The sequence below is a fragment of the Spiribacter aquaticus genome (assembly GCF_007625215.1).
Taxonomy (GTDB): Bacteria; Pseudomonadota; Gammaproteobacteria; order Nitrococcales; family Nitrococcaceae; genus Spiribacter; species Spiribacter roseus.
Window position 1 is genome coordinate 425,347 of record NZ_VMKP01000002.1, and the last position, 26,771, is coordinate 452,117.

General features: G+C 65.6%; 29 protein-coding genes and 1 tRNA gene. 6 read left to right on the top strand and 24 right to left on the bottom strand.

Annotated features, from left to right (window positions below; all coding sequences use genetic code 11):
• The first annotated feature begins 7 nt into the window (after window positions 1-7).
• Window positions 8-706: a hypothetical protein gene (locus tag FPL11_RS05455; RefSeq protein WP_144347734.1), complete on the top strand. Its 699-nt coding sequence runs from the start codon at window positions 8-10 to the stop codon at window positions 704-706.
• Here FPL11_RS05455 and FPL11_RS05460 read toward each other — a convergent pair.
• From FPL11_RS05460 to FPL11_RS05515, 12 genes are all read right to left on the bottom strand, one after another.
• Window positions 678-1,973 carry an adenylosuccinate synthase gene (locus FPL11_RS05460; protein WP_144347735.1) on the bottom strand — a complete coding sequence of 432 codons (1,296 nt, stop codon included), beginning with the start codon at window positions 1,971-1,973 and terminating at the stop codon, window positions 678-680. The two genes, FPL11_RS05455 and FPL11_RS05460, sit on opposite strands and share 29 nt — an antisense overlap.
• A complete protein-coding gene (locus tag FPL11_RS05465) occupies window positions 1,970-3,196 on the bottom strand; it encodes an ATP phosphoribosyltransferase regulatory subunit (RefSeq protein ID WP_144347736.1) in 1,227 nt (408 codons plus the stop codon). Before FPL11_RS05465 ends, FPL11_RS05460 begins: the two co-directional genes overlap by 4 nt.
• Before the next feature lie 11 nt (window positions 3,197-3,207).
• Window positions 3,208-3,390 carry a DUF2065 domain-containing protein gene (locus FPL11_RS05470; RefSeq protein WP_110883161.1) on the bottom strand — a complete coding sequence of 61 codons (183 nt, stop codon included), beginning with the start codon at window positions 3,388-3,390 and terminating at the stop codon, window positions 3,208-3,210.
• 15 nt (window positions 3,391-3,405) lie between these two features.
• Window positions 3,406-4,287 (bottom strand): protease modulator HflC, encoded by an 882-nt coding sequence (gene hflC / locus FPL11_RS05475; RefSeq protein WP_144347737.1) that lies wholly within the window; start codon window positions 4,285-4,287, stop codon window positions 3,406-3,408.
• Entirely contained in the window at window positions 4,287-5,540 is a 1,254-nt protein-coding gene (gene hflK, locus FPL11_RS05480; protein WP_144347738.1) for an FtsH protease activity modulator HflK, read from the bottom strand. Before hflK ends, hflC begins: the two co-directional genes overlap by 1 nt.
• A 55-nt stretch (window positions 5,541-5,595) precedes the next feature.
• Window positions 5,596-6,912 carry a ribosome rescue GTPase HflX gene (gene hflX, locus FPL11_RS05485; protein WP_144347739.1) on the bottom strand — a complete coding sequence of 439 codons (1,317 nt, stop codon included), beginning with the start codon at window positions 6,910-6,912 and terminating at the stop codon, window positions 5,596-5,598.
• Between the two features lie 34 nt (window positions 6,913-6,946).
• Window positions 6,947-7,198: an RNA chaperone Hfq gene (hfq, locus tag FPL11_RS05490; RefSeq protein WP_110883165.1), complete on the bottom strand. Its 252-nt coding sequence runs from the start codon at window positions 7,196-7,198 to the stop codon at window positions 6,947-6,949.
• 53 nt (window positions 7,199-7,251) lie between these two features.
• Window positions 7,252-8,190: a tRNA (adenosine(37)-N6)-dimethylallyltransferase MiaA gene (gene miaA / locus FPL11_RS05495; protein ID WP_144347740.1), complete on the bottom strand. Its 939-nt coding sequence runs from the start codon at window positions 8,188-8,190 to the stop codon at window positions 7,252-7,254.
• A 5-nt stretch (window positions 8,191-8,195) separates the two neighbouring features.
• Window positions 8,196-9,944 (bottom strand): DNA mismatch repair endonuclease MutL, encoded by a 1,749-nt coding sequence (gene mutL / locus FPL11_RS05500; RefSeq protein WP_144347741.1) that lies wholly within the window; start codon window positions 9,942-9,944, stop codon window positions 8,196-8,198.
• 5 nt (window positions 9,945-9,949) lie between these two features.
• Window positions 9,950-11,236: an N-acetylmuramoyl-L-alanine amidase gene (locus FPL11_RS05505; RefSeq protein WP_186295101.1), complete on the bottom strand. Its 1,287-nt coding sequence runs from the start codon at window positions 11,234-11,236 to the stop codon at window positions 9,950-9,952.
• A gap of 75 nt (window positions 11,237-11,311) precedes the next feature.
• Entirely contained in the window at window positions 11,312-11,776 is a 465-nt protein-coding gene (tsaE, locus tag FPL11_RS05510) for a tRNA (adenosine(37)-N6)-threonylcarbamoyltransferase complex ATPase subunit type 1 TsaE (RefSeq protein WP_144347742.1), read from the bottom strand.
• The gene (locus tag FPL11_RS05515; RefSeq protein WP_144347743.1) at window positions 11,773-13,245 is read right to left on the bottom strand and encodes an NAD(P)H-hydrate dehydratase; all 1,473 of its coding nucleotides are present in this window, start codon (window positions 13,243-13,245) and stop codon (window positions 11,773-11,775) included. The genes tsaE and FPL11_RS05515 overlap by 4 nt, the downstream gene beginning before the upstream one ends.
• Before the next feature lie 55 nt (window positions 13,246-13,300).
• Between FPL11_RS05515 and queG the strand changes: the two genes are divergently transcribed.
• The gene (gene queG, locus FPL11_RS05520; protein WP_144347744.1) at window positions 13,301-14,386 is read left to right on the top strand and encodes a tRNA epoxyqueuosine(34) reductase QueG; all 1,086 of its coding nucleotides are present in this window, start codon (window positions 13,301-13,303) and stop codon (window positions 14,384-14,386) included.
• Here queG and FPL11_RS05525 read toward each other — a convergent pair.
• On the bottom strand, window positions 14,349-14,654 hold the full coding sequence (locus FPL11_RS05525; protein WP_159299628.1) for a PepSY domain-containing protein: 306 nt from the start codon (window positions 14,652-14,654) through the stop codon (window positions 14,349-14,351). The genes queG and FPL11_RS05525 overlap by 38 nt on opposite strands.
• Window positions 14,655-14,785: 131 nt before the next feature.
• On the opposite strand from FPL11_RS05525, the gene FPL11_RS05530 reads away from it, so the two are divergent.
• The 3 genes from FPL11_RS05530 to FPL11_RS05540 are packed head-to-tail and all read left to right on the top strand — an operon-like array spanning window position 14,786 to window position 17,123.
• Complete coding sequence (locus FPL11_RS05530; RefSeq protein ID WP_144347746.1) at window positions 14,786-15,088, top strand: PepSY domain-containing protein; 303 nt, start codon at window positions 14,786-14,788, stop codon at window positions 15,086-15,088.
• Window positions 15,088-15,753, top strand: a complete 666-nt coding sequence (locus tag FPL11_RS05535; protein WP_144347747.1) for a response regulator transcription factor — start codon at window positions 15,088-15,090, stop codon at window positions 15,751-15,753. Before FPL11_RS05530 ends, FPL11_RS05535 begins: the two co-directional genes overlap by 1 nt.
• Window positions 15,750-17,123 carry an ATP-binding protein gene (locus tag FPL11_RS05540; RefSeq protein WP_144347748.1) on the top strand — a complete coding sequence of 458 codons (1,374 nt, stop codon included), beginning with the start codon at window positions 15,750-15,752 and terminating at the stop codon, window positions 17,121-17,123. Before FPL11_RS05535 ends, FPL11_RS05540 begins: the two co-directional genes overlap by 4 nt.
• Here the strand turns inward: FPL11_RS05540 and pgi are convergent.
• Genes pgi through pcnB form a run of 5 tightly spaced genes read right to left on the bottom strand, consistent with a single transcriptional unit; the run spans window position 17,120 to window position 22,179 of the window.
• A complete protein-coding gene (gene pgi / locus FPL11_RS05545) occupies window positions 17,120-18,706 on the bottom strand; it encodes a glucose-6-phosphate isomerase (protein ID WP_144347749.1) in 1,587 nt (528 codons plus the stop codon). The genes FPL11_RS05540 and pgi overlap by 4 nt on opposite strands.
• 11 nt (window positions 18,707-18,717) lie before the next feature.
• Window positions 18,718-19,578 carry a pantoate--beta-alanine ligase gene (gene panC, locus FPL11_RS05550; RefSeq protein WP_144347750.1) on the bottom strand — a complete coding sequence of 287 codons (861 nt, stop codon included), beginning with the start codon at window positions 19,576-19,578 and terminating at the stop codon, window positions 18,718-18,720.
• A gap of 3 nt (window positions 19,579-19,581) precedes the next feature.
• Window positions 19,582-20,382, bottom strand: a complete 801-nt coding sequence (panB, locus tag FPL11_RS05555; RefSeq protein WP_144347751.1) for a 3-methyl-2-oxobutanoate hydroxymethyltransferase — start codon at window positions 20,380-20,382, stop codon at window positions 19,582-19,584.
• Window positions 20,383-20,386: 4 nt separating this feature from the next.
• Complete coding sequence (gene folK, locus FPL11_RS05560; RefSeq protein WP_144347752.1) at window positions 20,387-20,872, bottom strand: 2-amino-4-hydroxy-6-hydroxymethyldihydropteridine diphosphokinase; 486 nt, start codon at window positions 20,870-20,872, stop codon at window positions 20,387-20,389.
• Window positions 20,869-22,179, bottom strand: coding sequence for a polynucleotide adenylyltransferase PcnB (gene pcnB / locus FPL11_RS05565; RefSeq protein WP_144347753.1), 1,311 nt, complete (start codon window positions 22,177-22,179; stop codon window positions 20,869-20,871). Before pcnB ends, folK begins: the two co-directional genes overlap by 4 nt.
• A 101-nt stretch (window positions 22,180-22,280) precedes the next feature.
• Here pcnB and FPL11_RS05570 point away from each other — a divergent pair.
• A tRNA-Glu gene (locus FPL11_RS05570) sits at window positions 22,281-22,355 on the top strand.
• Window positions 22,356-22,755: 400 nt separating this feature from the next.
• Here FPL11_RS05570 and FPL11_RS05575 read toward each other — a convergent pair.
• From FPL11_RS05575 to FPL11_RS05600, 6 genes are all read right to left on the bottom strand, one after another.
• Window positions 22,756-22,935, bottom strand: a complete 180-nt coding sequence (locus FPL11_RS05575) for a YHYH domain-containing protein (RefSeq protein WP_144347754.1) — start codon at window positions 22,933-22,935, stop codon at window positions 22,756-22,758.
• 260 nt (window positions 22,936-23,195) lie between these two features.
• Complete coding sequence (gene bamC / locus FPL11_RS05580; protein ID WP_144347755.1) at window positions 23,196-23,960, bottom strand: outer membrane protein assembly factor BamC; 765 nt, start codon at window positions 23,958-23,960, stop codon at window positions 23,196-23,198.
• A gap of 138 nt (window positions 23,961-24,098) precedes the next feature.
• Complete coding sequence (locus tag FPL11_RS05585) at window positions 24,099-24,950, bottom strand: hypothetical protein (protein WP_144347756.1); 852 nt, start codon at window positions 24,948-24,950, stop codon at window positions 24,099-24,101.
• Window positions 24,951-24,952: 2 nt separating this feature from the next.
• Window positions 24,953-25,417 carry a hypothetical protein gene (locus FPL11_RS05590; RefSeq protein ID WP_144347757.1) on the bottom strand — a complete coding sequence of 155 codons (465 nt, stop codon included), beginning with the start codon at window positions 25,415-25,417 and terminating at the stop codon, window positions 24,953-24,955.
• Window positions 25,417-25,944: a Hint domain-containing protein gene (locus tag FPL11_RS05595; RefSeq protein ID WP_144347758.1), complete on the bottom strand. Its 528-nt coding sequence runs from the start codon at window positions 25,942-25,944 to the stop codon at window positions 25,417-25,419. Before FPL11_RS05595 ends, FPL11_RS05590 begins: the two co-directional genes overlap by 1 nt.
• A gap of 197 nt (window positions 25,945-26,141) precedes the next feature.
• Window positions 26,142-26,741, bottom strand: coding sequence for a tetratricopeptide repeat protein (locus FPL11_RS05600; protein WP_144347759.1), 600 nt, complete (start codon window positions 26,739-26,741; stop codon window positions 26,142-26,144).
• Between the last annotated feature and the right edge of the window lie 30 nt (window positions 26,742-26,771).

Genomic DNA, 26,771 nt, shown 5'->3' on the forward strand with positions numbered 1-26,771 from the left:
GTTTCCGTTGGCGCTGCGGTTCTGGCAATCGCCCGGCTACGACGCCGGGACCGCCGGTTTTTTTGCCGTCGGCTCGCTGCTGTTCATGCTGGGGGCGGCCCTGTCGCTGGTCGCCAATCCGCTCACCGGCACGCAGATCGCCATCGTGTTTTTCCTCGGCTCGATCCCCTTCACGATCGGCGGCTTTCTGCAGAATTTCCAGGCCGCGAATGCATCGGATCCCTCGCCCGCCAGCGAACATCGCCCGGCCAGGCGGGTGCGGCTCGTCGGCTGGCGCCCCCGAAGCCTGACCTGGCTCAGCTCGGTGACCCAGTTCGCGGGCACCGTCGCCTTCAACGTCAATACGTTTGATGCCATCTACCCCGGCATCGGCTGGTACGACCGGGACGTCACGATCTGGGTGCCGGGGATGATCGGATCGGTGCTGTTCCTGATCTCGGGTTATACCGCCTTTGTGGCGACAAGCCACGGCGCCTGGTCATGGCGGCCGGCGTCGCGGGACTGGTGGAGCGTGGCGGTCAACCTGCTCGGCTGCATTTTTTTCATGACCGCCGCGGTCACCGCCTTCGTACCGCCCGAGCGGGCACCGGCCTGGATCGCGGCCGTGGCCAATATCCATCTCTGGCTGGGTGGCGCCTGCTTTCTGATCGCCGCGTTACTGACGATCGTGGGCAGTCTCAGTGATCGAAGGGGTGGCGCCGGATGATCGTATCGCGCCGGTCGGCCCCGGTGGAGATGATGTCCACGGGCACGCCACACAGCCGCTCGATGGTCTCGAGATAATCCCGCGCCGCCGCGGGCAGATCCGCGTAGCGCTGGATCCCCAGCGTGGAGGTCTTCCAGCCCGGCATCTCCACATACTCGGGCTCGCATTCCGCCAGCGCCTCGGCACCGGCCGGCAGGACGTCGCTGCGCTGGGCGCCACAGCGGTAGCCGGTACAGATACGCAGTGTGTCCAGCTCATCGAGCACATCGAGCTTGGTCATGCACAGCCCCGACAGGCTGGAGATCTGCGCCGCCCGGCGCATCGCCACGGCATCAAACCAGCCGCAGCGGCGCGGGCGCCCGGTGGTGGAACCGAACTCGTGGCCGCGCTCCGCCAGGTGGCGTCCCAGATGATCCGAGAGCTCGGTGGGAAATGGCCCCGCCCCCACCCGGGTCGTGTACGCCTTGGTGATCCCCAACACATAATCCAGCTCGAGCGGTCCCACGCCGGTGCCGGTAGAGGCCGCGCCGGCGGTGGTGTTGGATGAGGTGACGTAGGGATAAGTCCCCTGATCGATGTCCAGCAGTGTGCCCTGCGCGCCTTCAAACAGCAGGCTGTCGCCCGCCGCCCGGTAGCGGTGCAGACGGTGGGAGATATCCGCCACCATCGGCTCGAGCTCCACGGCCATCGCCAGGCACTCCTCCTGAATGGCCTGGAAGTCCTGCCCGGCCTCGCCGTAATAGTGCTTGAGCACGAAATTATGATAATCCAGCAGCTCGCCCAGCTTGGCGGCCAGGCACTCGCGCTGGAACAGATCGCCGATGCGGATGCCGCGCCGCGCCACCTTGTCCTCGTAGGCGGGGCCGATGCCCCGCCCCGTGGTGCCGATGGCGGCCTTGCCGCGGGCCCGCTCGCGGGCCTGATCGAGGGCGATGTGCGAGGGGAGGATCACCGGGCAGGCCGGGCTGATGCGCAGGCGCTCGCGCGCCGGGACACCCGAGGCCTCAAGGGCGGTGAGCTCGTCCATGAGCGCCGCCGGCGAGATCACGACGCCATTGCCGATCAGACACTCCACGCCGTCGCGCAGGATGCCGGAGGGGATCAGATGCAGGACGGTCTTGTGGCCGTCGATCACCAAGGTATGACCCGCGTTATGCCCGCCCTGGAAGCGCGCCACCGCCGATACCCGATCGGTGAGCAGATCCACGATCTTGCCCTTTCCCTCGTCCCCCCACTGGGAGCCGATCACCACCACACTTTTTGTCATTCGTTCTCCGCTGGTTCGATGGTCTCGATCTGCCAGTCGCCGCCGGCGGCCTGTACGAGCTGGCGATTGCAGCCTTGACCGGCCGCTGCCCCGGGATGCCCGGGCAGCGCCCAGATCACCGTTTCGCCGGCCTCGCGCAGTGCCGCCACGCGCCGACGCAGCGCCTCGTCCGCTGACCACGGCGCGGCAATGGCGCCGCCGCCCGGTGGATTGTCGGTGGTCGTCGCGGCCGCCCGCCGCAACGCCTTGAGATCGGCGCTGAATCCGGTGGCCGGCCGCCCACGCCCGAAGACCGCCCCGATGTCGTCATAGCGCCCGCCACGGGCCAGCTCGCCGGACACCCCGGGCGTGTAGGCCGCGAAGACGATTCCGGTGTGGTAGCGATAGCCGCGCAGTTCGCCCAGGTCGAAGTGCAGCGTCATATCCGGTCGGGCCGCGGCAAGGGCCTCGGCGGTGCGGGTCAACGCCTCGAGCGCGGCGTCCACGGGGTCGCCGGCCCCGGCCAAGGCCTGCGTCGCCGCCGTGAGGACCTCCGCGCCGCCACTCAGGCCCGCCAATGCCGAGAGCCGGCGATGATCGGCCGGAGCGACGTCGAATTCCCCCAGCAGTGCCTCGATATCAGCGGTGGATTTGCGCTGCAGGGCATCCCACAGACGCGCTTCGGCGTCGCCCTCGAGGCCGGCGGCACTGCAGAGTCCACGAAAGATACCCACGTGACCGAGGTCGACATGCAATGGCTCAATGCCGGCGGCACTGAGGATCTCGGCCATCAAACCGATGACCTCGACATCACTCTCGATACCGCCGTGACCGTACAGCTCGGCGCCCATCTGCAACGGGTTGCGCGACCCTTCGGCCCCCTCGGCGCGGGTGCGCAGCACCGTACCGCTGTAGCACAGCCGCACCGGCCCCTCGCGGCGCAGCTGGTGGGCATCGATACGCGCCGCCTGCGGCGTAATATCGGCACGCACCCCCATCATTCGCCCGCTCATCTGATCGGTGAGCTTGAAGGTCTGCAGGTCAAGATCGTGGGCGACACCTGAGAGCAGTGCCTCGAGGTACTCGATGACCGGCGGCATCACCAGTTCATAGCCCCAGCGCGCGCAGCGCTCCAGACTCGACTGGCGCAGGTGCTCCAGCGCGGCCGCCGCCGGCGGGAGCAGTTCTTCAACCGAGTCGGGCAGCAACCAGGGGCTGTGCGGGCCCGGCGATCTGTCAGTCATGAAATCGTCCTTCAGCGAACCAGATAAAGGAGCAGGATACCGGCCAGCATTGATGCCACGCCGGTCAGCCGAAGGCTTTTATCATTTTGCTGGACGATAGAGAAGAGCGCCCGCCGCAGATTGCGTGGGCTGAGAAAGGGCAGGATCCCCTCGAAAATCAGAAGCAGTGCCACTGCGGTGAGAAGATCCTGCATGGTCGGTTCAGTCGATCAGGGCGAGGTCGTTAACGAGTCGAGCTGATCAAAGTACCGGAAGAACTCCGAATCAGGCGACAGCACCAGCATGTCGGTATCGTCGTTAAAGGTGTTCTCGTAGGCGCGGAGGCTGCGGTAGAAGCGGTAGAACTCCTCGTCGGCCTCATAGGCATCGGCGTAGATCCGCGTCGCATCGGCGTCCGCCGCACCACGCACCTCCTCGGCCTTACGCCGCGCCTCGGCGAGGATTTCCTCGCGGCGACGGTCGGCCGCCGAACGGATCCGCTCGGCCTCTTCCTGGCCCTCGGCCCGGAACTGGCGCGCGACCTGCTCACGGGCGGCGACCATGCGGTTGAACACCGACTCGCTCACGCCCTCGGGCAGGTCCACACGCTGCAGCCGGACGTCAAGAACGCTCACGCCCAGTGAATTACCGGCCTGACTGGCCGCGTCGGTGAGCAGATTCATGATCTCGGCCCGGTCCCCGGAGATGACCTCCTGGACCGTGCGCTTGCCGAATTCGGCCCGCAGCCCGTCACGGACGATTTCTGAGAGCCGCAGGTTGGCCTCACGCGGGCTGGCCCGCACCGTGATGTAGTACTGCTCGACGTCTTCCACCCGCCATTTCACGAACGTATCCACGATCAGGTTCTTCTGCTCGCTGGTCAGAAAGCGCTGCGGGCTTTCGTCCAGCGTCTGGACGCGGGCATCCACCTTGCGGACGTTGTTCACGAACGGAATCTGGAAGTACAGGCCAGGCTCGAAGTCGGTCCGAACGACCTCACCCAGTCGAAACTTCAGTGCCCGCTCGGTTTCCTTGACGGTGAACGTCCCGAAGGTGATTCCAATGACCAGCAGCAGGACTACCGCCGCCACGATTGCACTCAGGCGATTCATTAGCGTGTCTCCCGCATCCGCAGCGAACCGCTCGATGCGCTGCTGCTCTGTGAGCCGCTCGAGCTGCTATTGCTCGAGACGGTGTTGTTCATGGACGAACCGGCGGTGTCGCCTGAATTGCTCGATGAGGCTCCACCCGAGCGCATCATCCGGTCGAGCGGCAGATACATCAGCTGCTGGCTCGACTCATTGTCGATCAGCACCTTGCCGGTGTTACCCAGCACCCGCTCCATGGTGTCGATGTACAGGCGATCACGGGTGACCCGCGGTGCCTGGGCATAGGCCTGCTGCTGCTGGCTGAAGCGGCTCGCGTCACCGCGGGCATTCTGGACGATCCGGGCCGTGTAACCCTGGGCTTCCTCCGTCAGGCGGGCGGCCTGACCCTGCGCCCGGGGAATGACCTCGTTGCGGTAGGCCTCGGCCTGATTGATCAGCCGCTCGCGGTCCTCACGCGCCTTGATGGCATCCTCGAAGGCGGGCTGGACCTGCTCCGGCGGCTGCGCATCCTGAATCACCACCTCGACTACGTTGATGCCGGTGTTATAGCCCTCCATGGTCTCGACCACCAGCTCACGGGTCTGCTGGGCCACCTCGGTCCGTCCTTCAGTGATGACGAAGTCCATGTTGCGCTTGCCGACGATCTCGCGCAGGGCGCTCTCGGTCACGCTCTTGAGCGTCGCCTCGGGCTGCACGAAATTGAAGATGAAGTCCGCCGCATCCGAGATGGTGTACTGAACCGCCAGCTGCACGTTCACGATATTCTCGTCTTCGGTGAGCATCAGGGCTTCAGAGAGCACGGGCCGCGTCTGCTGCGCCGCCACAGCCTGATAGCCGACGGTCACTCGCCGGCGCTGCGAGACATCCACGGTCTGCACCGCGCTGATCGGGTACGGCCAATGCCAGTGCGGCCCGGGGCCCGCCGTTTCCTGATAGGCCCCGAAACGGGTCACGACGCCGCGGGTTCCCTGATCGACGATGTAGATTCCGGACAGGAGCCAGACACCCACGAGGACGGCCACGATGATGCCGATGCCCTTGGCACTCGGCAGACCGGGGCCACCGCTACCGCGGCCGCCATCACTGCCGCCGGAACCACGGCCCCCGCCGGTCTTTTTACCGAACAGTCCCTCGAGGCGCTGCTTGGCTTTGCGGATTGCCTCGTCGAGGTCGGGCGGTCCCTGATTGCCGCCGCGATTGCCCCCGCCACTGCTCCAGGGATCGCGGTTGTTACCGCCGGGTTCGTTCCAGGCCATGAATGTTCTCCAGTAATGATCGGCCGGCGCTGTGCGTCGCACCAGACCGGGGATTCTAATGAGCCACTGCGCCCGCGGGCAAGTTGGCATCGGTGAGCGGGATGAGTTCCGCCGTCAGGCCCTCATGTCGATGGAGCCGTGCCAGCGCCCGCGCCGGCAGTTCCACCACCAGTTCGATGGCCCCCTGCTCGGTGATGCGCTCATCGAGCACGTCACCGAGCGCATAGAAGCGCGCCCGCAGGCGACCTTCCGCGGGGCTGAGCCGGATCAGGCCGCGGGCCTGCTCGGCGCTGACCCGCTCGGCGATGGCGGCGTGGAAAAGGTCCAGTCCGGCGCCGGTGGCCGCCGACAGCCAGACCGCCACCGGCCGACCGTCGTCATCGCGATCAATGCGTGGCGCCACGCCCCGCGCATCGATCTTGTTGTAGACCCGCAGCTGAGGCACTTCATCGGCGCCCAGCGCCTCGAGCACCGCTTCGACTTCGCGGGCGTTTTCCTCGCGGATGGGATCAGCGGCATCAATGATGTGCACCAGCAGCTCGGCCTCGACCACCTCCTCGAGCGTGGACCGGAACGCCGCGACGAGCTGAGGCGGCAGATCGCGGATGAACCCCACGGTATCGGCGATGACCGCCGCCTCGCCACCAGGCAGCTCAATGCGCCGGAGGGTGGTATCCAGCGTCGCGAACAACTGATCCGCGGCGTAAACGCCGGACGCGGCGACACGGTTGAACAGCGTCGACTTGCCGGCGTTGGTATAGCCCACCAGCGAAACCGCGGGCAGATCCTGCTGGCGGCGCGCCTTGCGACCCTGGTCGCGCTGCTGACGAACCCGCGCCAGGCGCTTTTCAAGCTGTCGGATGCGGGTCCCCAGCATCCGCCGGTCGAGCTCGAGCTGCGTCTCACCCGGGCCCCGCAGGCCGATGCCGCCCTTCTGGCGCTCGAGATGCGACCAGCCGCGCACCAGTCGGCTGGCCAGGTGCCGCAACTGGGCGAGCTCGACCTGCAGCTTGCCCTCATGCGAGCGGGCGCGCTGCGCGAAGATGTCCAGGATCAACCCCGTCCGGTCCAGCACCCGGCACTGCAGGGCATGCTCAAGGTTGCGCTCCTGCACCGGTGACAGGGCGTGATTGATCAATACCAGATCGGCGCCATGCGCCTGCATGGCCTCGCGCAGTTCATCAACCTTGCCGCCGCCCAGGTAGGTGCGCGGGTCGGGCCTGCGGCGCCGCCCGGTCTGTCGGGCCACCACAACGGCACCGGCGGAACCGGCCAGGGCCTCGAACTCGCGCAGCGCCTCGTCGGCGTCGACCACGCCGTCGTCCACCTGCACGAGGATGGCGTTCTCACCGCCGCCGGGGCGATCGAACAGCTGCGCCGGGGCGGTCTCCAGCGTGGGCGAGGCTTCACTCCGGGTCGGTTTCGGGATCTCGCTCCTCCTGCAGAAGCTCGCGGACGTTGCGCGATGGCACGATCGTGGAAATGGCGTGTTTGTAGACCAGCTGACTGATCGAGTTGCGAAGCAGGATCACGAACTGGTCGAACGAGTCCACCTGACCCTGGAGCTTGATGCCATTGACCAGATAGATCGACACCGGGACCTTTTCCTTGCGAAGCGCGTTGAGGAAGGGTTCCTGCAGTGATTGTCCTTTCGACATGGTGCCGTGACTCCTTGCTTGTCCGCGGCGATTATTATTGTCCGTTTCGATCCCTACGCTACCACGCGATTGATGAGATCACTAAGCCTGTCACAAGGCCTGTGCGCCAGCGGATCGAGCCATTCCAGACGATCCTCACGCCGTAGCCAGGTCACCTGGCGCCGGGCGAACTGACGCGTCGCCACCGTGCCCCGAAACGCCAGGTCATCACGGGCGATGCGCCCGTCGAGATACTCGACGATCTGGCGATACCCCACCGCCCGCATGGCAGGCAGATCGGCGTGGATATCGGGACGCGCCCAGAGCCCGGCCACCTCGTCGATCACCCCTTCGGCCAGCATCGCGTGAAAGCGCTGCTCGATGCGCGTATGCAGCATCGAACGTGATGCGGGCATTACACCCATTTTGACGACAGGACCGGGCAACGGTTCCGGTGCCGCCGTTGATTGCAGGTGACTCAATGACTGACCGGTCAGCTCATAGACCTCGAGCGCCCGCTGGATGCGCTGTGCGTCATTGCGATGCAGCCGCTGCGCGGTGCGCGGATCGACACCCGCCAGCCGCGCGTGCAGGGCCGCCCAGCCCCGCACCCGGGCCTCCGCCTCGAGACGGGCCCGCACCCCGGCGTCCGCCGCCGGCAGGCGCGATAGCCCGTGCAGCAGCGAACGGAAATAGAGCATGGTTCCCCCCACGAGCACCGGCAGACGCCCGGCCTGCCGCGCCGCCGCGATATGCGCCCGGGCATCGGCGACGAACTCGGCCGCGGAATACGCCTCGGCCGGGTCGCGGATGTCGATCAGGGCATGCGGGGCCCGTGCCTGGACCGCCGGTGAGGGCTTGGCGGTGCCAATGTCCATGCCCCGATAGACCATCGCCGAATCAACACTGATCAGATCCACGCCACCGCGCGCATGCAGGGCGAGGGCCAGATCGGTCTTGCCGGCCGCCGTCGGCCCCATCAGACAGACCACCGGGAGCGTATCCGCTGCCATGGGGACTAGCGGCCGCGCAGAAAAAGCCGATCAAGGTCCGCCATGCCCAGGGACACCCAGGTGGGACGGCCATGATTGCACTGATCGATGTTGGGGGTGCGCTCCATTTCGCGCAGCAGATTCTCCTGCTCGGCCGGCGTCAACCGCCGGTTGGCGCGCACCGATCCATGACAGCCCATGGTCGCCAGCAGATGCTGCTGGCGGGCCTCGATCGCGACCGCTCCCCGATCAACGCGCAGATCCGCCAGCACATCGCGCAACAGCGCCTCGCCATCCGCCCGCGCCAGCAGCGCTGGCAGACCCCGAAGGCGGAGCTGCTCGGGACCGACCCGGTCCACATCCAGGCCCACCGCCTCGAGCAGCGGCTGACTGTCCTCCACCAGGTCGGCCTCGGCCGGCGTCACATTGACCGCCACTGGCATCAGCAGCGGCTGGCGCGCCACACCCTCGTCCCGGTACTGGCGCTTGAGGCGCTCGTAGACGATGCGCTCATGGGCCGCATGCATGTCCACAAGGACCAGACCGCTGGCCGATTCGGCAAGCACATAGACACCATGAATCTGCGCCACCGCATGCCCGAGCCGCGGCACCGGGTCTGTGGACGCCGGCGCTTCGGGCGCGGGCGTGCCAGCGTCGAGGGTATCGCCGTAGACCGCTCGGGCCTCGGCCACGGGCAGTGCCAGGGCACCGGTCTGCGGCGCCGCGGCCGCGGGTGGCGGACCGGGCGACGCTCCGCCGGACTCGGACGGCGCGGTCGCGCCACTCGCACCGCCCTGGGCGAGGGCGCGTTCCACCTGGCGGTGGAGGAAATCGAAGATCAGCCGGCTGTCGCGGAACCGCACCTCATGCTTGGTCGGATGGACATTGACATCGACCCGGGCGGGATCCATCTGCAGGTGCAGCAGATACGCCGGATAGCGATCCTTGAACAGGACATCGCTGTAGGCCCGCCGCAGGGCCTGCATGACCAGTCGGTCGCGGATCATGCGCCCGTTGAGGTAGACATACTGCAGATCCGGCTGACCCCGTGAGGCCGTTGGCAGGCCGAGCCAGCCCTGTAGGCGCAGCCCCGCGGCCTCGGCATCGATGCGCAGCGCTGCATCGACGAAGCTGCCGCCCATCAGTTCGCCCACACGGCGCTCAGCCGCCTCAGGCCCCAGCGCCGGCAGATCCAGCAGCCGCCGGCCGTTGTGCGTCAGCGCGAACCCCACCTCGGGGCGCCCCAGCGCGATCCGACGGACCAGCTCCTGAATGTGGCGCAGCTCCGTGCGCTCGGTGCGCAGGAACTTGCGCCGGGCCGGGACGGCATGAAAAAGGTCCCGCACCGTCACCGTGGTGCCCGGCGGATGCGGCGCCGGTGCGGGCGTATCCGAATGATTCGGGGTCAGGCAGTAGCCATGCGCCTCGGTGGCCGTCCGCGAGGTGATCTCCAGCTCCGCCACCGAGGCGATGCTGGGCAGTGCCTCACCGCGAAAGCCGAGGGTGGCGATATGCTCGAGATCATCCAGCGCACCGATCTTGCTGGTGGCGTGGGACTCCACCGCGAGGGGCAGATCGGCCGCGGTCATGCCGCGGCCGTCGTCGCGGACGCGGATCAGGGTCAGCCCGCCGCCCTCGAGATCGACCTGAATGCTCTGCGCCCCGGCATCGAGGGCATTCTCGAGCAGTTCCTTGAGCACCGAGGCCGGTCGCTCGATGATCTCGCCGGCGGCGATCTGATTGACAAGCTCGGCGGCGAGACGCTGGATCGCCATGCCGCTCAGGGGATCCGCAGCGTATGACCGGCGACGATGGTGCTGCCCGCCAGCTCGTTGGCGCGGCGCAGCTCGCTCACACTCACCGCATGGCGCTGGGCGATGTCGGATAGCGTGTCGCCGGGCCGTACCCGATACTCCTCGTCGCCGCCCGACAGCGCCAGCGCCGGACGCGTCTGCTCAACATAGGCGCGGACCCCCTCGGTCAGGCCGCGCGCCAGCTGATGCTGATAGCTCGACGACTTCAACCGGCGCTCCTCCTCGGGATTGGAGATGAACGCCAGCTCCACCAGCACGGAAGGCATATCGAGCGACTTCAGCACCGCGAAGCCCGCCTGCTCGACACCGGTGCCGTGAACATCGCCCAGCGTATCGAGCTTATTGAACAGCACATCGGCCACATCCAGGCTTTCTTCAACCGTGTGCGCGCGGGACAGATCCACCAGCACCGAGGCCACCTGCTCGTCCTTGTCGGCCAGCGACACGCCGCCGATGCGATCGGCGCGGTTCTCGCGCCGGGCCAGCATGCGCGCCATTTCACTGGTCGCGCCGTTGCGCGAGAGCACGAACACCGACGAGCCGCGCACCCGCCGGTCATGGAAGGCATCGGCATGCAGCGAGACAAACAGATCCGCCCCCGCCGCCTGCGCCTTGCGGGTCCGCTCGCGCAGGCCGATGTAGTAGTCACCGTCGCGGATCAATACCGACTCGAGCCCCTGGATGGCGTCGATCCGGTCGGCAAGCTTGCGCGCCACCGAAAGGACAATGCCTTTCTCGTAGGTGCCGGCGGCCCCGATCGCGCCCGGGTCCTTGCCGCCATGCCCGGCATCAATGGCGACCACGAAGGGCTCAGCGGCCTGGTCCGGGGCCCGGCGGACGGCCGTATTGGGCTGAGGATCGCTGAGGTCCACCACCAGCCGATGCCCGCCGGTGTCGTTGGGCGTCATCGTAAACGACTCCGCAGCGACGGCCCGGTCCAGATCAAGGACGATGCGCACGCCCTGATCGCGGCGGCCGCTGCGGACCCGCCGGATCGGTCCCTCGTCGCGGATGCCCTCGACCTGGTCGGCGCTGATGCGCCCGCCGTGCAGGTCAATGACGGCTCGGTGCGGATCGGTCAGCGTAAAAAGGCGGTGATCCGGTGCCCGACTCAGGTCAAAGACCACCCGCGTATGACTGGGCCCGTCCCAGGTGCGGACGTCCTCGACCAGCGTCGCGCCCAACGCGGCGCCGGCCAGCGGTAGCATCGCCAGGGCGATGGCGATCGAAATGATCCACACAGGTAGTCGCATGATGTCTGAGAGTACGCCACAGGCCGATGACGATTTCAAGAAATGCCTGCATTCATAACAGGATAGCGCCATGTCCTATTGCATCGCCTGAATCAGCTGCATCGCCGTCGGCCAGTCGCGGGAGTGACTCTCGACGGTGACGTCCCGACCCGGGCCCGCGGCGGTCAGTGACACACTCAGACCGGGCGGGGGCAGCACGCCGGCGCCCCGCGCCGGCCACTCCACCAGCAGCAGACCCGCGTCCACCCAATCACGCAGGCCGATGAACTCGAGCTCCTCGGCATCCGCCAGCCGGTAGAGATCGAGGTGGAAGATCGGTGGCTCGATCAGGGCATAGGGCTCGACCAGGGTGTAGGTGGGACTGCGTACCGCCCCGGCATGACCCGCCGCCCGCAGCCAGCCCCGCACCAGCGTGGTCTTGCCGGCGCCAAGGTCGCCGATCAGGTGCACACAGCCGCTGGCCGGCTGGTGACGGTGCAGGGCCGCCCCCAGGGCCTCGGTGGCCGCCTCGTCGACAAGGTGCCCCCGGGCGCGGGTCATGGGTTGATGACGCCACGCAATTGCGCGAGCACGTCACCGGCCAACAGCCCCCGCTCGCCGCCACCGGCCGCCCGGTCAGCGGCCCGGGCATGCGCCTGCACGCCCAGGCAGGCGGCCTCGAAGGGCGCCCAGCCCTGGGCCCGCAGGCCCGCGATCACGCCGGTCAGCACATCGCCCATGCCCCCGCTGGCCATCCCCGGATTGCCCTCGCCCACCACGCGCCGGCGGTGCCGGTCGGCAATCAGCGTGCCGGCGCCCTTGAGCACCACCACACCGCCATAGCGCTCGACCAGTGCGTCCGCCGTTGCCCAGCGATCGTCGAGCACCGCCTGGATGTCGATGCCCAGCAACCGCGCCGCCTCGCCGGGATGCGGCGTCAGTATCCAGTCGTCGCGGTGACGGGGCTGTCCCGCCAGCAGGTTGAGGGCATCGGCGTCGACCACCAGCGCCCCGGCGTGTTGCATGCCGCGGTCAAAGGCGCATCGCCCCCATTCCGCCTGGCCCAGGCCGGGCCCGAGGGCAACGGTGTCAGACTCGGCGATGACGGCCTCGGCGAACCCGGCGGCGGCCATGCCCGCGACCATCAGCTCCGGCCGTGCCGCGAGCACGGCGCCGACATGGGCCGACCGCGTCAGCACCGACACGCGCCCTGCCCCGCTGCGCGCGGCGGCTTCGCCGGCCATGCGTACCGCACCGCCCATGCCATGATCGCCACCCAGCACCCGCACATGGCCGAACGCCCCCTTGTGGGCCGTCCGCGGCCGCCGTCCCAGGGCGTCTGCCAGCGCCGCGGCCGGCAGACGCCAGGCGGCCGGCGTCATCCCCGCATGGACCGCATCCGGGACGCCCAGATCGTCAAACAGGATCTCGCCGACATGGTCGGCGGCATCGCCGGTAAAAAGGCCCTGCTTGAGCCCGATGAATGTCGCTGTGACCGCCGCCCGCACCGCCGTTCCCAGCACCCGGCCGCTCGCCGCATGCAGCCCCGACGGCACATCCACACTCAGCACCGGACACTCCGCTGCATTGACGGCATCGATCAACGTCGCCAGGCGGCCGGTCACCGGCCGGTCGAGACCGGTGCCGAGCAGGGCATCGACCACCCCATCCGCGGCCGCCAGGGCCTGCTGCGGGTCGTCAATCGGCGTGAGAATCGCCAGCGCCGCCTCCGCGGCCCGCCGGGCATCGCCCTCCAGCCGGGATGGATCGGTCAGCGCCCACAGATCAACCGACCAGCCGGCCTCGGCCGCCCGCCGGGCGATCACATAGCCGTCGCCGCCGTTGTTGCCGCCGCCACACAGCACCAGCAGACGGCCCGGTTGCGGCCAGCGCTGTTGCAGCGCCTGCCAGGCCGAGCGGCCGGCGCGCGCCATCAGCACGCGACCGGGAATGCCTTCGTGCTCGATGGCACGACGGTCGAGCTCGCGGACCTGCGCCGGGGTGTAGAGGGCATGGGGCAGTGTTTGCATGATCGGGATTATAACGTGCTCACACCCATATCGCCTGAGACGCTAGACTGAGGCCATGGCGCAGGCGTTCGACAGCACCCGGCTTCTGCCGACCCTCCGGCAATGGGCCCATGAGCTGGGATTCAATGAGCTGGGCGTGGCGCGACCGGCGCTTGCCGAAGACGAGCGCCATCTGCTGCGCTGGCTGCAGGATGGCCGCCACGGCACCATGACCTGGATGGCCCGCCACGGCGTCAAGCGGGCCCGCCCCGAACGGCTTGTGCCGGGCACCGTGCGCATCCTGAGCGTGCGCATGGACTACCGACCGCCGGATCTCGAGGCCGACGACGCGCTCCTTGCCGACAATCGCCGGGCGTTCATCGCCCGCTATGCGCTGGGCCGGGATTACCACAAGCTCATGCGCAAGCGCCTGCAGGCACTGGCCAACCGGATCGATACCGCGGTGGGGGGATTCGGCTATCGGGTATTCGTCGACAGCGCCCCCGTGCTGGAGAAGGCCCTGGCGCGCAACGCCGGGCTGGGCTGGATCGGCAAGAACACGCTGGTCCTCAACCGCCACGCCGGGTCGTATTTTTTTCTCGGCGAGATATTCACGGATCTGCCCCTGCCCGAGAGCGAACCGGTGGATGATCTGTGCGGCAGTTGCCGGGCCTGCATCGATGTCTGCCCCACCGGCGCCATCACCGGCCCGCAGCAGCTCGACGCCCGGCGCTGTATTTCGTACCTGACCATTGAGCATGAGGGCAGCATCCCCGAAGACCTGCGCCCGGCCATCGGCAATCGCGTGTTCGGCTGCGACGACTGCCAGGCGGTCTGCCCCTGGAATCGTTACGCCCAGCCAACGGATGAGGCGGATTTCCATCCCCGCCACGGGCTGGAGGATGCCTCGCTGGTGGCGCTGTTTCGCTGGGACGAGGCGACATTCCTGAAGCGCACCGAGGGCTCGGCCATCCGCCGACTGGGTCACGAGCGCTGGCTGCGCAACCTCGCGGTGGCGCTTGGCAACGGGCCCGCAGACGCCGACGCCATCGAGGCGCTGCGCGAGCGCCTCGAACATCCCTCGGCCATGGTGCGCGAGCACGTCACCTGGGCGCTGGAGCGGCTCAGTCGTCCCGGCGCCGCTGCAGCGGCTCACCCGTAGTCGGGTCGATGTCGGTCTCGATCACCATGCCCTGGCCATCGATCATCATGACCTCGTAAGCCCCGTCATCGATCTCGATCTCATAGGGGGTATAACCCTGGGATTCGAGCTGCTCGGCCACCTCGAGGAGGCTCATCCAGCCATCACGCGGCATGTCGTCGTCCCGATCATGGCGATCATCGCCATCGGCCATGGCAATGCCGGCACTGACGAGTACGGCAACGGCGAGACCACCTGCGAGGCCCGGGATCATTCGATTGCGATTCATCATTGATACTCCTTACGAATTTTGCGAGTGCAGCCCCTTGCTGCGGGACCCAATCTGCCACCCGGCGACTGACCGCAGCCTGACGGGGGCTGTCAGGGATCTGTCAGGCGGCGGCGCGCTACACTGGCGGCATGAGAAATGCGATACCGGCCCTGCTCGTGGTCGCGCTGCTCGCCGCCACTGCGGTCTATGCCGATGACGACCACACACGCGCCCGCAAAGCGCTTGAGCGCGGCGAAGTGCTGCCGCTGACCGCAATCCTCGCGCGCGTCCGCGAGCAGTACCCCGGCAATGTCCTCGAGACGGAGTTTGAGATGGAGGACGACGGGTATCGCTACGAACTGGAGCTACTCGACGAGGATGGCTATCTGCTGGAGATCGAGCTGGATGCCGCCACCGGGGAGATCCTCGAAGTCGAGCGCGAGGACGACTGATGCGCGTACTGGTGGTCGAAGACGATCCGCTCATCCGCACTGATCTCAGCGACGCCCTGACCGCCGCCGGCTTTCTCGCCGAATCCTGCGGCGATGGGGCTGAGGCGCTATTCCTCGGCGATACAGAAGGCTATGACCTGATCGTGCTTGATCTCGGCCTGCCATCACTGGATGGCCTCAGCATCCTGCGCCAGTGGCGCGACAACGGCCGTGGCATGCCCGTACTCTTACTGACCGCCCGCGGCACCTGGAGCGAGCGGGTGGCGGGTATCGAGGCCGGCGCCGATGACTATCTGCCCAAACCCTTCCACATGGAGGAGCTTGTGGCCCGGGCGCGCGCCCTGGTGCGTCGGGCCGCGGGCCATGGCAGCGCAATCCAGACGCTCGGCGACCTGCGCCTCGACACCAATCAGATGCGCGTCACGCAACGGGGCAGGCCGGTGAGCCTGACCGCCCTCGAATACCGGCTGGTGGCCTACCTTTTCCACCATCAGGGTCGAACCGTCCCTGTGACAGAGCTGCTCGAACATCTCTATGGCGATGACGAATCCCGCGACGTCAATGCCATCGAGGCGGTCATCACCCGCCTCCGTCGGAAGATGGGCGCGGGGGTCATCGGCAACCGTCGCGGCTTTGGCTACTACCTGAGCGGGAGCGCCGGGTGACCCGCGGCTCGCTGCGCCTGCGCCTGGCGCTGGCGGGGGCGGTTGCCATCTGCCTCAGCCTTGCACTCGCCGGATGGGGTCTGACCCTGCTGTTCGCGGCCCATGTCGAGCGGCGCGCTGTCGGCGAACTGGAAACCCACCTGGACCAGGTACTAGGCGCGCTACAGCAGACCCCAAACGGCGCACTGACCCTTGGCAACCAACCCGCTGACCCACGCTTTCGGCAGCCCTATGGCGGGCTTTACTGGCAGATCGATTCCGCCGAGGGGACGCTCCGCTCGCGGTCACTCTGGGACTGGCAGCTCACACTCCCCGCCATCTCGCCCACGGACGGACTCGCGGTGTTGCGCGACCTCCGGGCACCCGATGGCCGCCGCCTCCTTGGAGTGGAGCGCAGCGTCGTGCTGTCCCCCTCACTGGGTGGTGACACCGTGACCCTCCTGCTGGCGATGGACCGGAAGGCGCTGAGCGCGGCGACCCGGGACTTTGCTGAGGATCTGCTGCCCTATCTCGGTCTGCTCGCAGTCGCACTGATTGCCGCCGGCTGGCTGCAGCTTCGCATCGGCCTGCGCCCGCTCGCCGAGCTTGGCCGGCGCCTCTCGGCGATCCGCACGGGGAATGCCGAGCGCCTGGGCGAGAATTTCCCGAATGAGGTGGGCCCGCTCGCCTCGGATTTCGACGCACTGCTCGCCGCCCGTGAGGCGGAAATGCAGGCAGCCCGGCAGCGGGCTGGCGATCTCGCCCACGGACTGAAAACACCGCTCCAGGCGTTGCTCGGGGAAAGCCAGCGGCTGCGCCAGGCAGGTCAGGAGCAAACCGCCGGGAGCATCGAGCAGATCGTCGGCCGGATGCATGAGCATGTCGATCGCGAGCTCACCCGCACCCGGGTCGCGGCCCGCGCCGGCCGCGCCAGCAGCGATGTCCCCGCGGTCATTGCCTCGGTGGCCGATGTCATTATGCGCACGCCGGCGGGTGCCCGCCTGGACTGGGACACATCGGCGACGGCCGCCACGCCGATGCCGGTGGCACTGGATCCGGCGGATCTTGCCGAAGCGCTGGGCGCACTGCTGGAGAACGCCGCCCGCCACGCGAGCCGACGAGTGGTGGTCCGCACCCGGATCAGAGACACCCGCTCTATCGAGGTCAGCGTGCGGGATGATGGTCCCGGCCTGCCCGAGTCGGCCCTCACCGGGCTACTTGATCGAGGGGTACGGCTTGACGAGCGCAGCGGAGACACCGGCCTCGGCCTCGCCATCTGCCGCGAGATCGTCGAAGGCGCGGGAGGCCGTGTCAGGCTGGAGAATGCCCACCCGGGGCTGCGCGCACGCCTGACCCTGCCGACGGCGCGCCAGGCCCTGCGCCGAACCTAACCCCGCCAGTCGCGGTAGCGGGCGATGAGCCCCGCGGTGGAGCCATCCACCCCCTCAGCGGCCTGACCGCCGGCGATCAGGGGCTTGAGCTCGTCGGCCAGCACCTTCCCCAGCTCAACACCGAACTGATCGAACGCATTGATCCCCCAGACGGCCGCCTCGACAAAGGTACGATGCTCATAGAGCGCGATGAGCGCACCGAGGGTGGCCGGCGTCAGTGCCTTGAGCAGGATGGTGTTGCTGGGCCGGTTGCCGGGGCATCGCCGCGCTGCGGGCATATCAGCGTCGCCGCGGCCCTGCATCAGCGCCTGGCTCTGCGCGAACAGGTTCGCGGTGAGGGCAAGGGGATCACCCCGCTCGCCGGCCACCGGACGGGCCACGCCCACAAAATCCACCGGCACGACGTCGGTCCCCTGATGCAGCGCCTGGAAGAAAGCATGCTGCCCCGGCGTCCCGGTCTGCCCCCAGATGGCCCCCGCCGTGGGGATACTGACCGGATGGCCCGCGCGGTCCACCGACTTGCCGTTGCTCTCCATGACAAGCTGCTGGAGATAGGCGGACAATCGACCGAGGCGCTCGGTATAGGGCACCACCGCCTGGCTGCGCCGATCCAGCAGCGTGCCATTGAATATCGAAACCAGGCCGAGTAGCACCGGCATATTCGACTCAAGCGGCGCTTCAGCGAAATGCCGGTCCATGGCATGCGCCCCGGCCAACACCTCGTCAAACGCCGTGGGACCAATCGCCAGCATGATCGCAAAGCCCACCGCCGACCACAGCGAGTAACGCCCGCCGACCCAGTCCCACATGGGCAGCGCCAGCTCGGGATCCAGGCCCAGTTCGCGCACCCGATCCAGGTTGGCCGTGATCGCCAGGACCTGGCGCTCAAGGACCGTGTCAGACGGCACGCTGCGCCGCAGCCAGGCCATCGCCTCGTGGGCGTTGGCCATGGTCTCGACGGTGCCGAAACTCTTCGAGACCACCAGCACCAGGGTGCGCTCGGGATCACACTGGCCCATGGCCTGCTGCCACTCGACGCCATCGACGTTGGCGACGAAATGCACCGTCGGGCCATCCGCCAGCGGCGCCAGCGCCTCCAGCACCAGCCGCGGCCCCAGATCCGAGCCGCCGATGCCGATATTGATGACATGCTCGATGGGCTGGCCCGTTGCCCCGGTCCGGCGGCCGTCACGGATGGCCGCCGCCAGTTCGGCCATGCGCGAGCGCGTAGTGGCCACCTCGCGGGTGATCGCCGGCGCCGCCCAGCCAGTCCCGCCGTCCGGGACCCGCAGCGCGGTATGCAACACCGCCCGTCCCTCGCTCTCGTTGATCGGCTCGCCGGCGAGCATGGCGTCGCGCTGGCCGGCCACATCCCGCGCCCGCGCAACCTCGAGCAGACGCTCACGGGTCTGCCGGTCGATGGGCTGCTTGCTGTAGTCAAGCAGGATGCCGGCGGCGGTCAGCGAAAAATGCTCGAATCGCCCGGCATCCGCGGCAAAAAGGCCATTGATGGACTGCTCGGCAAGCCGGTCGCGCGATGCCCACAGGGCCTGCCAGGCATCGATTGCCTCCAGTGTCTGCATCCTTTGCCCCCTTATCCGGAAGACGGGCGAGTCACCCGCACATTGTCGATCAACCGCGCACGACCCAGGTAAGCCGCCACCGGAATCACCCACTCGCGATCGTGCGGCCCGGCCGGCGCCAGGTCTTCCGCCCGCCGGATCTCGAGATAATCCACCGTCAGGCCCGCCTCATGAATCCGCGCGCGGCCGTCGGCCAGGAGTCGCTCGAAGTCGGTCTCACCGGCCTGCAGCCGGTCAGCCAGGGCGCAGAGGGTGCGGTAGAGCACCGGCGCCCGCTGCCGCTCGGCGGGTTGCAGATAGGCATTACGGCTGCTCATGGCGAGGCCGTCCGACTCACGCGCCACCGCACCGCCGACGATCTCCACCGGCAGGCTGAGGTCATCCACCAGCCGGCAGATGACCCGATACTGCTGATAATCCTTGAGGCCGAACACGGCCAGATCGGGCTGGACGATGTTGAGCAGTTTCGTCACCACCGTGGCCACGCCGGTGAAGTGCCCCGGCCGCGATGCCCCGCAGAGGATGTCGTTGAGTTCCGGGACCTCCACCCGCGTGCGAAGGCCCGGCCCGTCCGGGTAGATCGTCCCGACGTCGGGCGCGAACAGCCAGTCGGTCTCGTGCGCCCGCAGCGCCTCACAGTCCGCCGTCCACGTCCGCGGATAGCTCTGGTAATCCTCACCGGGCGCGAACTGCGTTGGGTTGACGAAAATGCTCGCCACCACCCGATCGCTGCGCCGGCGCGCTTCATCGATCAGGGTCAGATGGCCGCCATGGAGATTGCCCATGGTGGGCACAAAACCGATTCGCTCGGCGTTGCGGCGCCACTCCGCCACCTGCGCGCGCAAAGCGGCCGCATCGGATCCGATCTGCATGGGCTACTCGAACGTGTGCTGGAGCTGGGGAAACTGCCGCGTCCGCACCGCCTCGACATAGGCCTCGAGCGCCGTCTGGATGCGGCCGGTATCGGCCAGAAAATCGTGACTGAAGCGCGGCGGCTGCCCGGGGGTGATCCCCAGCATGTCCTGGAGCACCAGGATCTGGCCGTCGCAATCGGCGCCGGCGCCAATGCCGATCAGCGGTCGGTGGGTCTGCTCACGCACCCGGGCCGCCACTGCCGCCGACAGGCATTCCACCAGCAGCACATCCGCGCCGGCGGCTTCCAGCGCCTGCGCATCGTCAAGCACCTGCTGCGCGCCGGCCTCGTCGCGGCCCTGCACCCGGTAACCCCCGAGCTGACCGACCCGCTGCGGTCGCAGGCCGAAATGGGCGCAGACCGGCACACCCGCCCGGGACAGCGCCTCGACCACCGGCGCCTGGGCGGCATGCGCCTCGACCTTGACCATGTCCGCGCCCCCTTCTTTCATCAGCCGAGCGGCGCTTTCGAGGGCGGCGCGGTCATCGGTGTCGCTGAGAAACGGCAGGTCCACCATCAGATAGGCGCGCTCGAGCCCCCGGGCCACGCAGCGCGTGTGATACACCATGTCGGCCAGGGTGACCGGCACGGTGCTGGCGTGGCCCTGCATGACCATTCCCAGCGAATCGCCCACCAACACCACATCGACACCGGCGGCGTCCACCTGGCGGGCAAAGCTGTAGTCATAGGCCGTGAGGGCGACGATGGGCGCCTGCTCGGCTTTCATCCGACGCAGGGTTGCAAGCGTGACGGTCCGGCTCATGCTGTCAGTCCTCCTCCACCGTCAGTGCGGCGCCATCCAGCGCGGCGGCCAGCTCCCTCACCCGGCCCAGCCCCGGAATCCGCCAGTCCGGCGCGATCTCCGCCCAGGGCACCAGTACGAACGCGCGCTGCGCAATCCCCGGGTGCGGCACCGTCAGCGCCGGGGCACTGATCTGGCGGTCATCATAGACCAACAGATCCAGGTCGAGCGGCCGCGGCCCCCAGCGCCGCCCCGAGCGATCCCGCCCGGCCGCCGCCTCCAGCGCCTGCAGCCGGGTCAGCAGCGCCTGCGGATCGAGTCCGGTCTCCAGCGCTGCCACCGCATTGACGTAATCGGGTTGATCGGCGGGCCCCATGGGGGGGTTGCGGTGACGCCGTGACGCCGCCACACAGCGCGTCCCGGCAATGCCGTCGAGGGCCTCAATGGCGGCCCGCACCTGCGCCCCGGGACCATCGAGGTTGCTGCCGATGCCGACGAACGCCCGGCTCATCCGTCCCCCGCATCCGGCGCGGGACCCCGCCGGCGGCCACCGCGCCGACGCCGCCGGGCCGGTGTGGGTGGCGGCGCGTCTTCGCTGCTTTCGGTATAACGCTGCCAGGCATCCGCCAGCTCCGGGTCCACCAGCCCCGCATCACGGCGCAGCAGCAGAAAGTCGTAGGCCGCCCGGTAGCGCGGGTGCGAGAACAGTCGACGGGCCTTTTTATCGGATGCCGAGTGAAAGCGTGGCTGCAGGGCCCAGATTTCGCGCATCGGCAGGGCAAACCGCTTGGGGATGGCCACCTGCCGAAGCTGTCGCTCCAGCGCCTCGGTGACCGACTGCTCGAACAGCTCCGGGTCGATGCCCGGCTCGAGCCGAGCGGCCGGCAGCTGCCCGAGGATGGCCGGCCACAGCAGCGCGGCAAACAGGAACGCGGGCGTCACCGGGCGGTCATTGTTGACGCGGGCATCGGTGCTCTCCAGCGCCCGGGCCACAAAGGTGATGAGCTGGCCGTGATCGTCATCATCCAGGGCGGTATCGCTGGCCGGGAACAGATACCGGAACAGGCCGTGGTGGCGCAGCGCCTCGAAGGTTTCCACCCCCTGGCCGGCCATGAACAGCTTGAGCACTTCGTCGAACAGCCGCGCCGGCGGAATGTCATCGAGCAGATCGGCCATCCGCGGGATCGGCGCGGCGGTGGCCGAATCAATGGTAAAGCCCAGCTTGGCGGCGAACCGCACCGCGCGCAGCATACGCACCGGATCTTCGCGATAACGCACTGCCGGATCGCCGATCAGTCGCAGGCGGCCGGCCTGCAGGTCGGCCATACCGCCGGCGTAGTCCACCACCGAGAAGTCAGCGATGTTGTAGTAAAGCGCATTGATGGTGAAGTCGCGCCGCAGGGCGTCCTCTTCAATGGTCCCGTAGACGTTGTCGCGGAGGACGAGCCCGTCTTCGACCACATGGTCCTTGTCCCCCGAGTCGGCGTCCGGGGTCATCGCCCGGAAGGTCGCCACCTCGATGATCTCGGGCCCCCAGTGCACGTGGGCCAGACGAAACCGTCGGCCGATCAGTCGGCAGTTGCGGAACAGCGCCTTCACCTCGTCAGGCGTGGCGTCAGTGGCCACGTCAAAGTCCTTGGGCTCGCGGCCCAGCGACAGATCGCGCACGCCGCCGCCCACCAGGTAGGCGCCATAACCGGCATTTTTCAGCCGATAGAGCACGCTCAGCGCCTTGTCACTGATCTGTGCCCGCGAGATCACATGCTGATCGCGGGTGATGATGGTGGGGTCGACCCCCCGGGCTTGCGTGACGGTCACGGTCTGAACTCAGCCTCTTGTGCGTGAACAACGAGGCCGTATAATAACAGGCTGTGCTGAGGACGCCGATCACGGCCGCAGCACGGGCTTGAAACGACATTGCTCCCATCGTCTAGCGGTAAGGACGCCGCCCTCTCAAGGCGGAAACCGGGGTTCAAATCCCCGTGGGAGCACCATCTTTTCAAGGACTTACGACTCTCCTGCCTGAAAGTTTTCTAAAAGTTTCCAAAAATACAGCGGCGGATATCGCCGCATGTGGACGACTCTCAGTGAACAAGAGAGTCGACCATCGCTGCGATACATTTAGGTCGAGGGCTGGATGAGTGGTCGCCGGGTTGGGGCTGGCTACAGATAAGCGCTGAACCGAATCAAGCCCAGAGATGACGGGATACCCAGCCACTTGAGTCGGCCGGCTCTCCAGCAGTGATCCCGGTCTCTTTCCAACTCCAAGCCCCGGGTCCTGTCGTCGTGGCTGAACCAGACTGCTGCCAGTTTTTCCATCAGTCTGGGAGGCGGATGACAAACCCAGTCTTGATCATCACCCGTACAACGCGACGCGTCGGATGAGTCGCGCGGCTATGAGCCTGCCCCCAGACCCTGATCCACCGCCGCCTGCTCCGACGGGAATGACTGCCCCGCAAGCGGCCCCTGATGGCAGTGGTATTCGCCCGTCGACCCATCGTTGTGGCATCCATGCCGGTCGAGACCGCCGCCGTGGGCGAAAAGGTTGGCCGATATGCCAACCAGCAGTGCCATCCCGAGTTGGGCAATCAGTAACCAGCGGCGGTTGCGCCGTCCGTGACGAGGGCGAAGCGCGTTATCCACAGTCTCACTCACAGTTTTTGGGGATATCTTTCGTATAATCGGACGACGGCTGCTTGACTGAACCGACTTGCTTGCCCATCACCGGCCATAATCTTACGTGCAAGCAGTTCCATGAATTTACTTGATCGCAATGCTGAGTGAGGCGATCGTTAACTAACGCTTAATTCCGCCATGATCCATGGTTCGCCAAACTAACGCTCGGCCATCTCAAGTACCCGCGCCTCAAGGGTGCCCTTGGGAATACAGGTATAGGATCGCTCGAAGACTTCTCCCTCATAATAAGTTTCCATGGCTGACTCGCCGGTTCTGAAGGCCGGGTAATCAATGACGGATTCGCTCTTATTCCAGCCTATCATTCTTGATTTGCCGTAGCTGTCACCGTCCATCGATGAAAACTTTTTGTAACGGAATTTCAGGTCAAAACCCAAATCATATTCGGCTTCGACCCTGAGATCGGTTTTGTTTCCTTCAGGCTTGACTGAGACATTAACTATACCTTCTAGTCTGCTATTCCTATCTACTTCCTGCACACCAGGCTGATATTCCGACCCTACCTCCCAGGAAACTACTTCTTTGAACGAGGCATCCTCAGCAGTCTTATAGTTGTATTCCTCAAACGTTCCCTGGAAGTCGAACGTGCTGTGTTCTCGACCACAGTCAACATACTTACTTGGTTCGTCTGATTGGTAGGACATCTTTATCAAACCCGATGCTTTATCAATATCCTCAATGTCGAATCCGTCTGGAACATTTTTCTTGATCCGATCCCAGACAACATCAAAGCTTTCTTTTACCTCAAAGCTGTTCTCTACATCGGGAGACCCTTCCGGGGGATAGTAGTTATACTCCGACATCTGCAGTTCTTTCGAGAATCCGGCCACGACGGAGTCAGATGCCCCGAAACCGGTTACTATGACAAAGGAGGTTAATAGTGTGGTGGTGATTTGCTTACGCATGGTTTCCCTCGCTTGTTGTATGAGTACAAATTAGATACTTCCCGTTTTGCGCCTATTGTCAGTGATAGTCACCAAAATCGGCTAAGCCTGGCAATGCTCGAAGCTCCTGTTAGACTATCTAGCCAAACAATCATATCCCTAGACACGGGCATTCATGGCCTGTAGAGCTTCTTCTTCCATATCCGAGGATTTCATGGCCTGTTCCAGTTCTTCGTTTTCCGCTATATCAGCAAAAAAATATCCATTGACTTTAATGCAGTGACCCTCGCAGAACAAGCCAATCATTCGATCTCCTTGACTACGATCACGAGCCACGGCGCCTGAGATATCTTTCACTCGGCACCACTCCTTCTCGTTCCACACAAGATTCTCCCCCGCACATATCAAGCCACTATAGTCGTAGGTATGTGTGAGATTGACTTGCACGGCCCCGGTAACCAAGCCACCTTGGTCGACGAAATCACCTACGCGAACCGCCTCGATGAGCTGCTCGGAACCGTCTGCCATTGTAATAGAAGCCCCCGGGGCAAACGAGCCCCCTATGAACCGATCCATAGTCGGCTCAGCATCCGATGAGGGATTATCCTGTCCTTTGGAACTCGTCAGCACATCAATAGCCGCCTCACCCCATATATAGTCACAGTGGTCGGTTGCCACCCTGCAGTCATGCTCAGACTGAAAAAGCGCCCAGACCGTCTTCGCGCCATTCGATTGGGCTCTCTTGGTCAACGCATTTACCAGTGTTATGAGCGCGTCGTCATACGCCTCGCTCTCAAGCCCCGGGTCGATGACAACCCAATCAAGGGAGCTCATTGGAATGGTGCTGACATGGTAGATCATTGCAAGGGCGATAATCTCCCCTTTGTGTCGAACCACCTGCGTATCGGGGTAATCCGGGATTGATTCCTCAACCGGTGCGAACCGGCCTTTGACAGAACAGAGACGTTCCAGCGTTTTACGATCCACCGCTGGATCATAGACTTGCTCCATGGTTACTCCTCCATTGCCACAATTCGCTTCGAATTGCTTGTCCAGTAGGCGGTATAAACCGGAATAGAATTGGGAGATAGGTCAGTATTGTTTTCCGCGATCCTTCTCATCGCGGCATTACCTCCGGGGGTTGCAATCTGACTCGCTCCACTGGCCAACGCATGGTCAGCTAAACGCTGGAAAAGAACCTTGGCCGCCATCGGGAGAAGCTTTAACGAGCAATCGGGGGAGAAGACCGGAAAAAGCAGGTAGGCCATTGGCGCATTATCAGAAATAAGCCAAAAACCCGCACAGACCGGTTCTCCTGTCCTTGAAAGAATCACCCCAGTATCAGGCAATACCTGCAAGGGTGGGGGTTCCCACCCATCCAATGCCCACCACCAAGCCGCAAGCATCTCGTAATCCGTGTCTCGACTCCAAATTTTTTCTTCGAGACCAGACCTTAGTGGTGTTATTGCCGTGTTCATCATGCAACGCTCGCTTTCGCTTTCATGGCGTGATTCACGCCGCCATACTTGGCAACCATATTCGTCCAAATGGACTGCCTGAAAGCCCCGCCAACCTCTAAATAGTCGGCAAAGAGCTTGCCACCAGCCTGAATCCGGTGGGTGTCAGTGACGAGATTAATGACTCTCTGGCGTGAGACCGCCAGGCGAGTGGCACCGGCCGCGTCGCGAACCCGCTTCCACTCACCCTGTTCATAGACCGCGTGTGAGCCAGACACCCATACATTGCCCACTTGGTATAGGTCATCTGTAAGGAATTCGAGTGTCATTTGAACACTTGAGCCATCCGCGAGCCGATCGCCAATGCGGACATCGCCTACACGCACCGTGGACCCATCGGCCAGACAAACCGGCGTGTCGGGGTGGAAGCACATACCGCCACCCCCCGTCATGCTGCCGTTGGAGCCGCCTGTCATGCCACCGCCAACAGCGCCGGTTGCTCCTGATCCGCAGTCGATGCCCTTAAGTAGCCCCTGACGAACATCCATCCCCCCGATCGTATCGATTAGGGTCGCTAATACCACGATGTATCGCTTTGGGCCCTAAAACGATACTTATCGATACTTATTTGGCCATCGGATGGGTGTATCGGTTGACGTATACCAAAAAGATACGGCTGGTAGACGTCAGGCTGATGCGTGACGCCGGGATAGTTTGAGGTTTCCTGAAGGTCGCTTAGCGGGCGTCAGTCGCAGTCTTGGTAACCTGACTCCATGCATGCCCGCGCTCGGCGCTGGGCTTCGGCGATTTCTTCGCGAGACATGCGCTCAGCCGCTATCCGTCGCCCCTCTCTTGCCTTTTGAGAACCGTTTGCCGAGGCAATGTTGAACCACATGTGGGCAGTGATTTGATCCTGATTAACTCCATTACCGTTGCCGTACATAGCCCCAAGGTTATTCTGAGCACCGGCATCACCTTGCTCGGCAGCAGCTCGGAACCAACGGAGAGCTTCTGAGTAGTCCTGAAGGACGCCCTCACCGTCGGCGTACATAACCCCGAGGTTGAATTGGGCGTTGGCATTACCTTGCTCAGAAGCATGTCTATACCAGCGAACGGCTATTGAATCGGCCTGAGGTACTCCTTGACCCTTTTCGTACATATACCCGATGTTGTACTGAGCCTCAGCACTGCCCTCTTTCGCGAGAGACCGAAATACCTCGAGGGCGGTCCCGTAATCGCCCTCGTTGTAGGCGTTCACGCCTTCCGAAAAGCTCTGCGCCCAAGCGGTGTTGAACAGCAGCGCCAGAAGGATAGCGGTGGTCCGGGTGATGGTTTTGATGCTCATGACTGGGTTCTCAGTGTGTCGCCGCGAGTA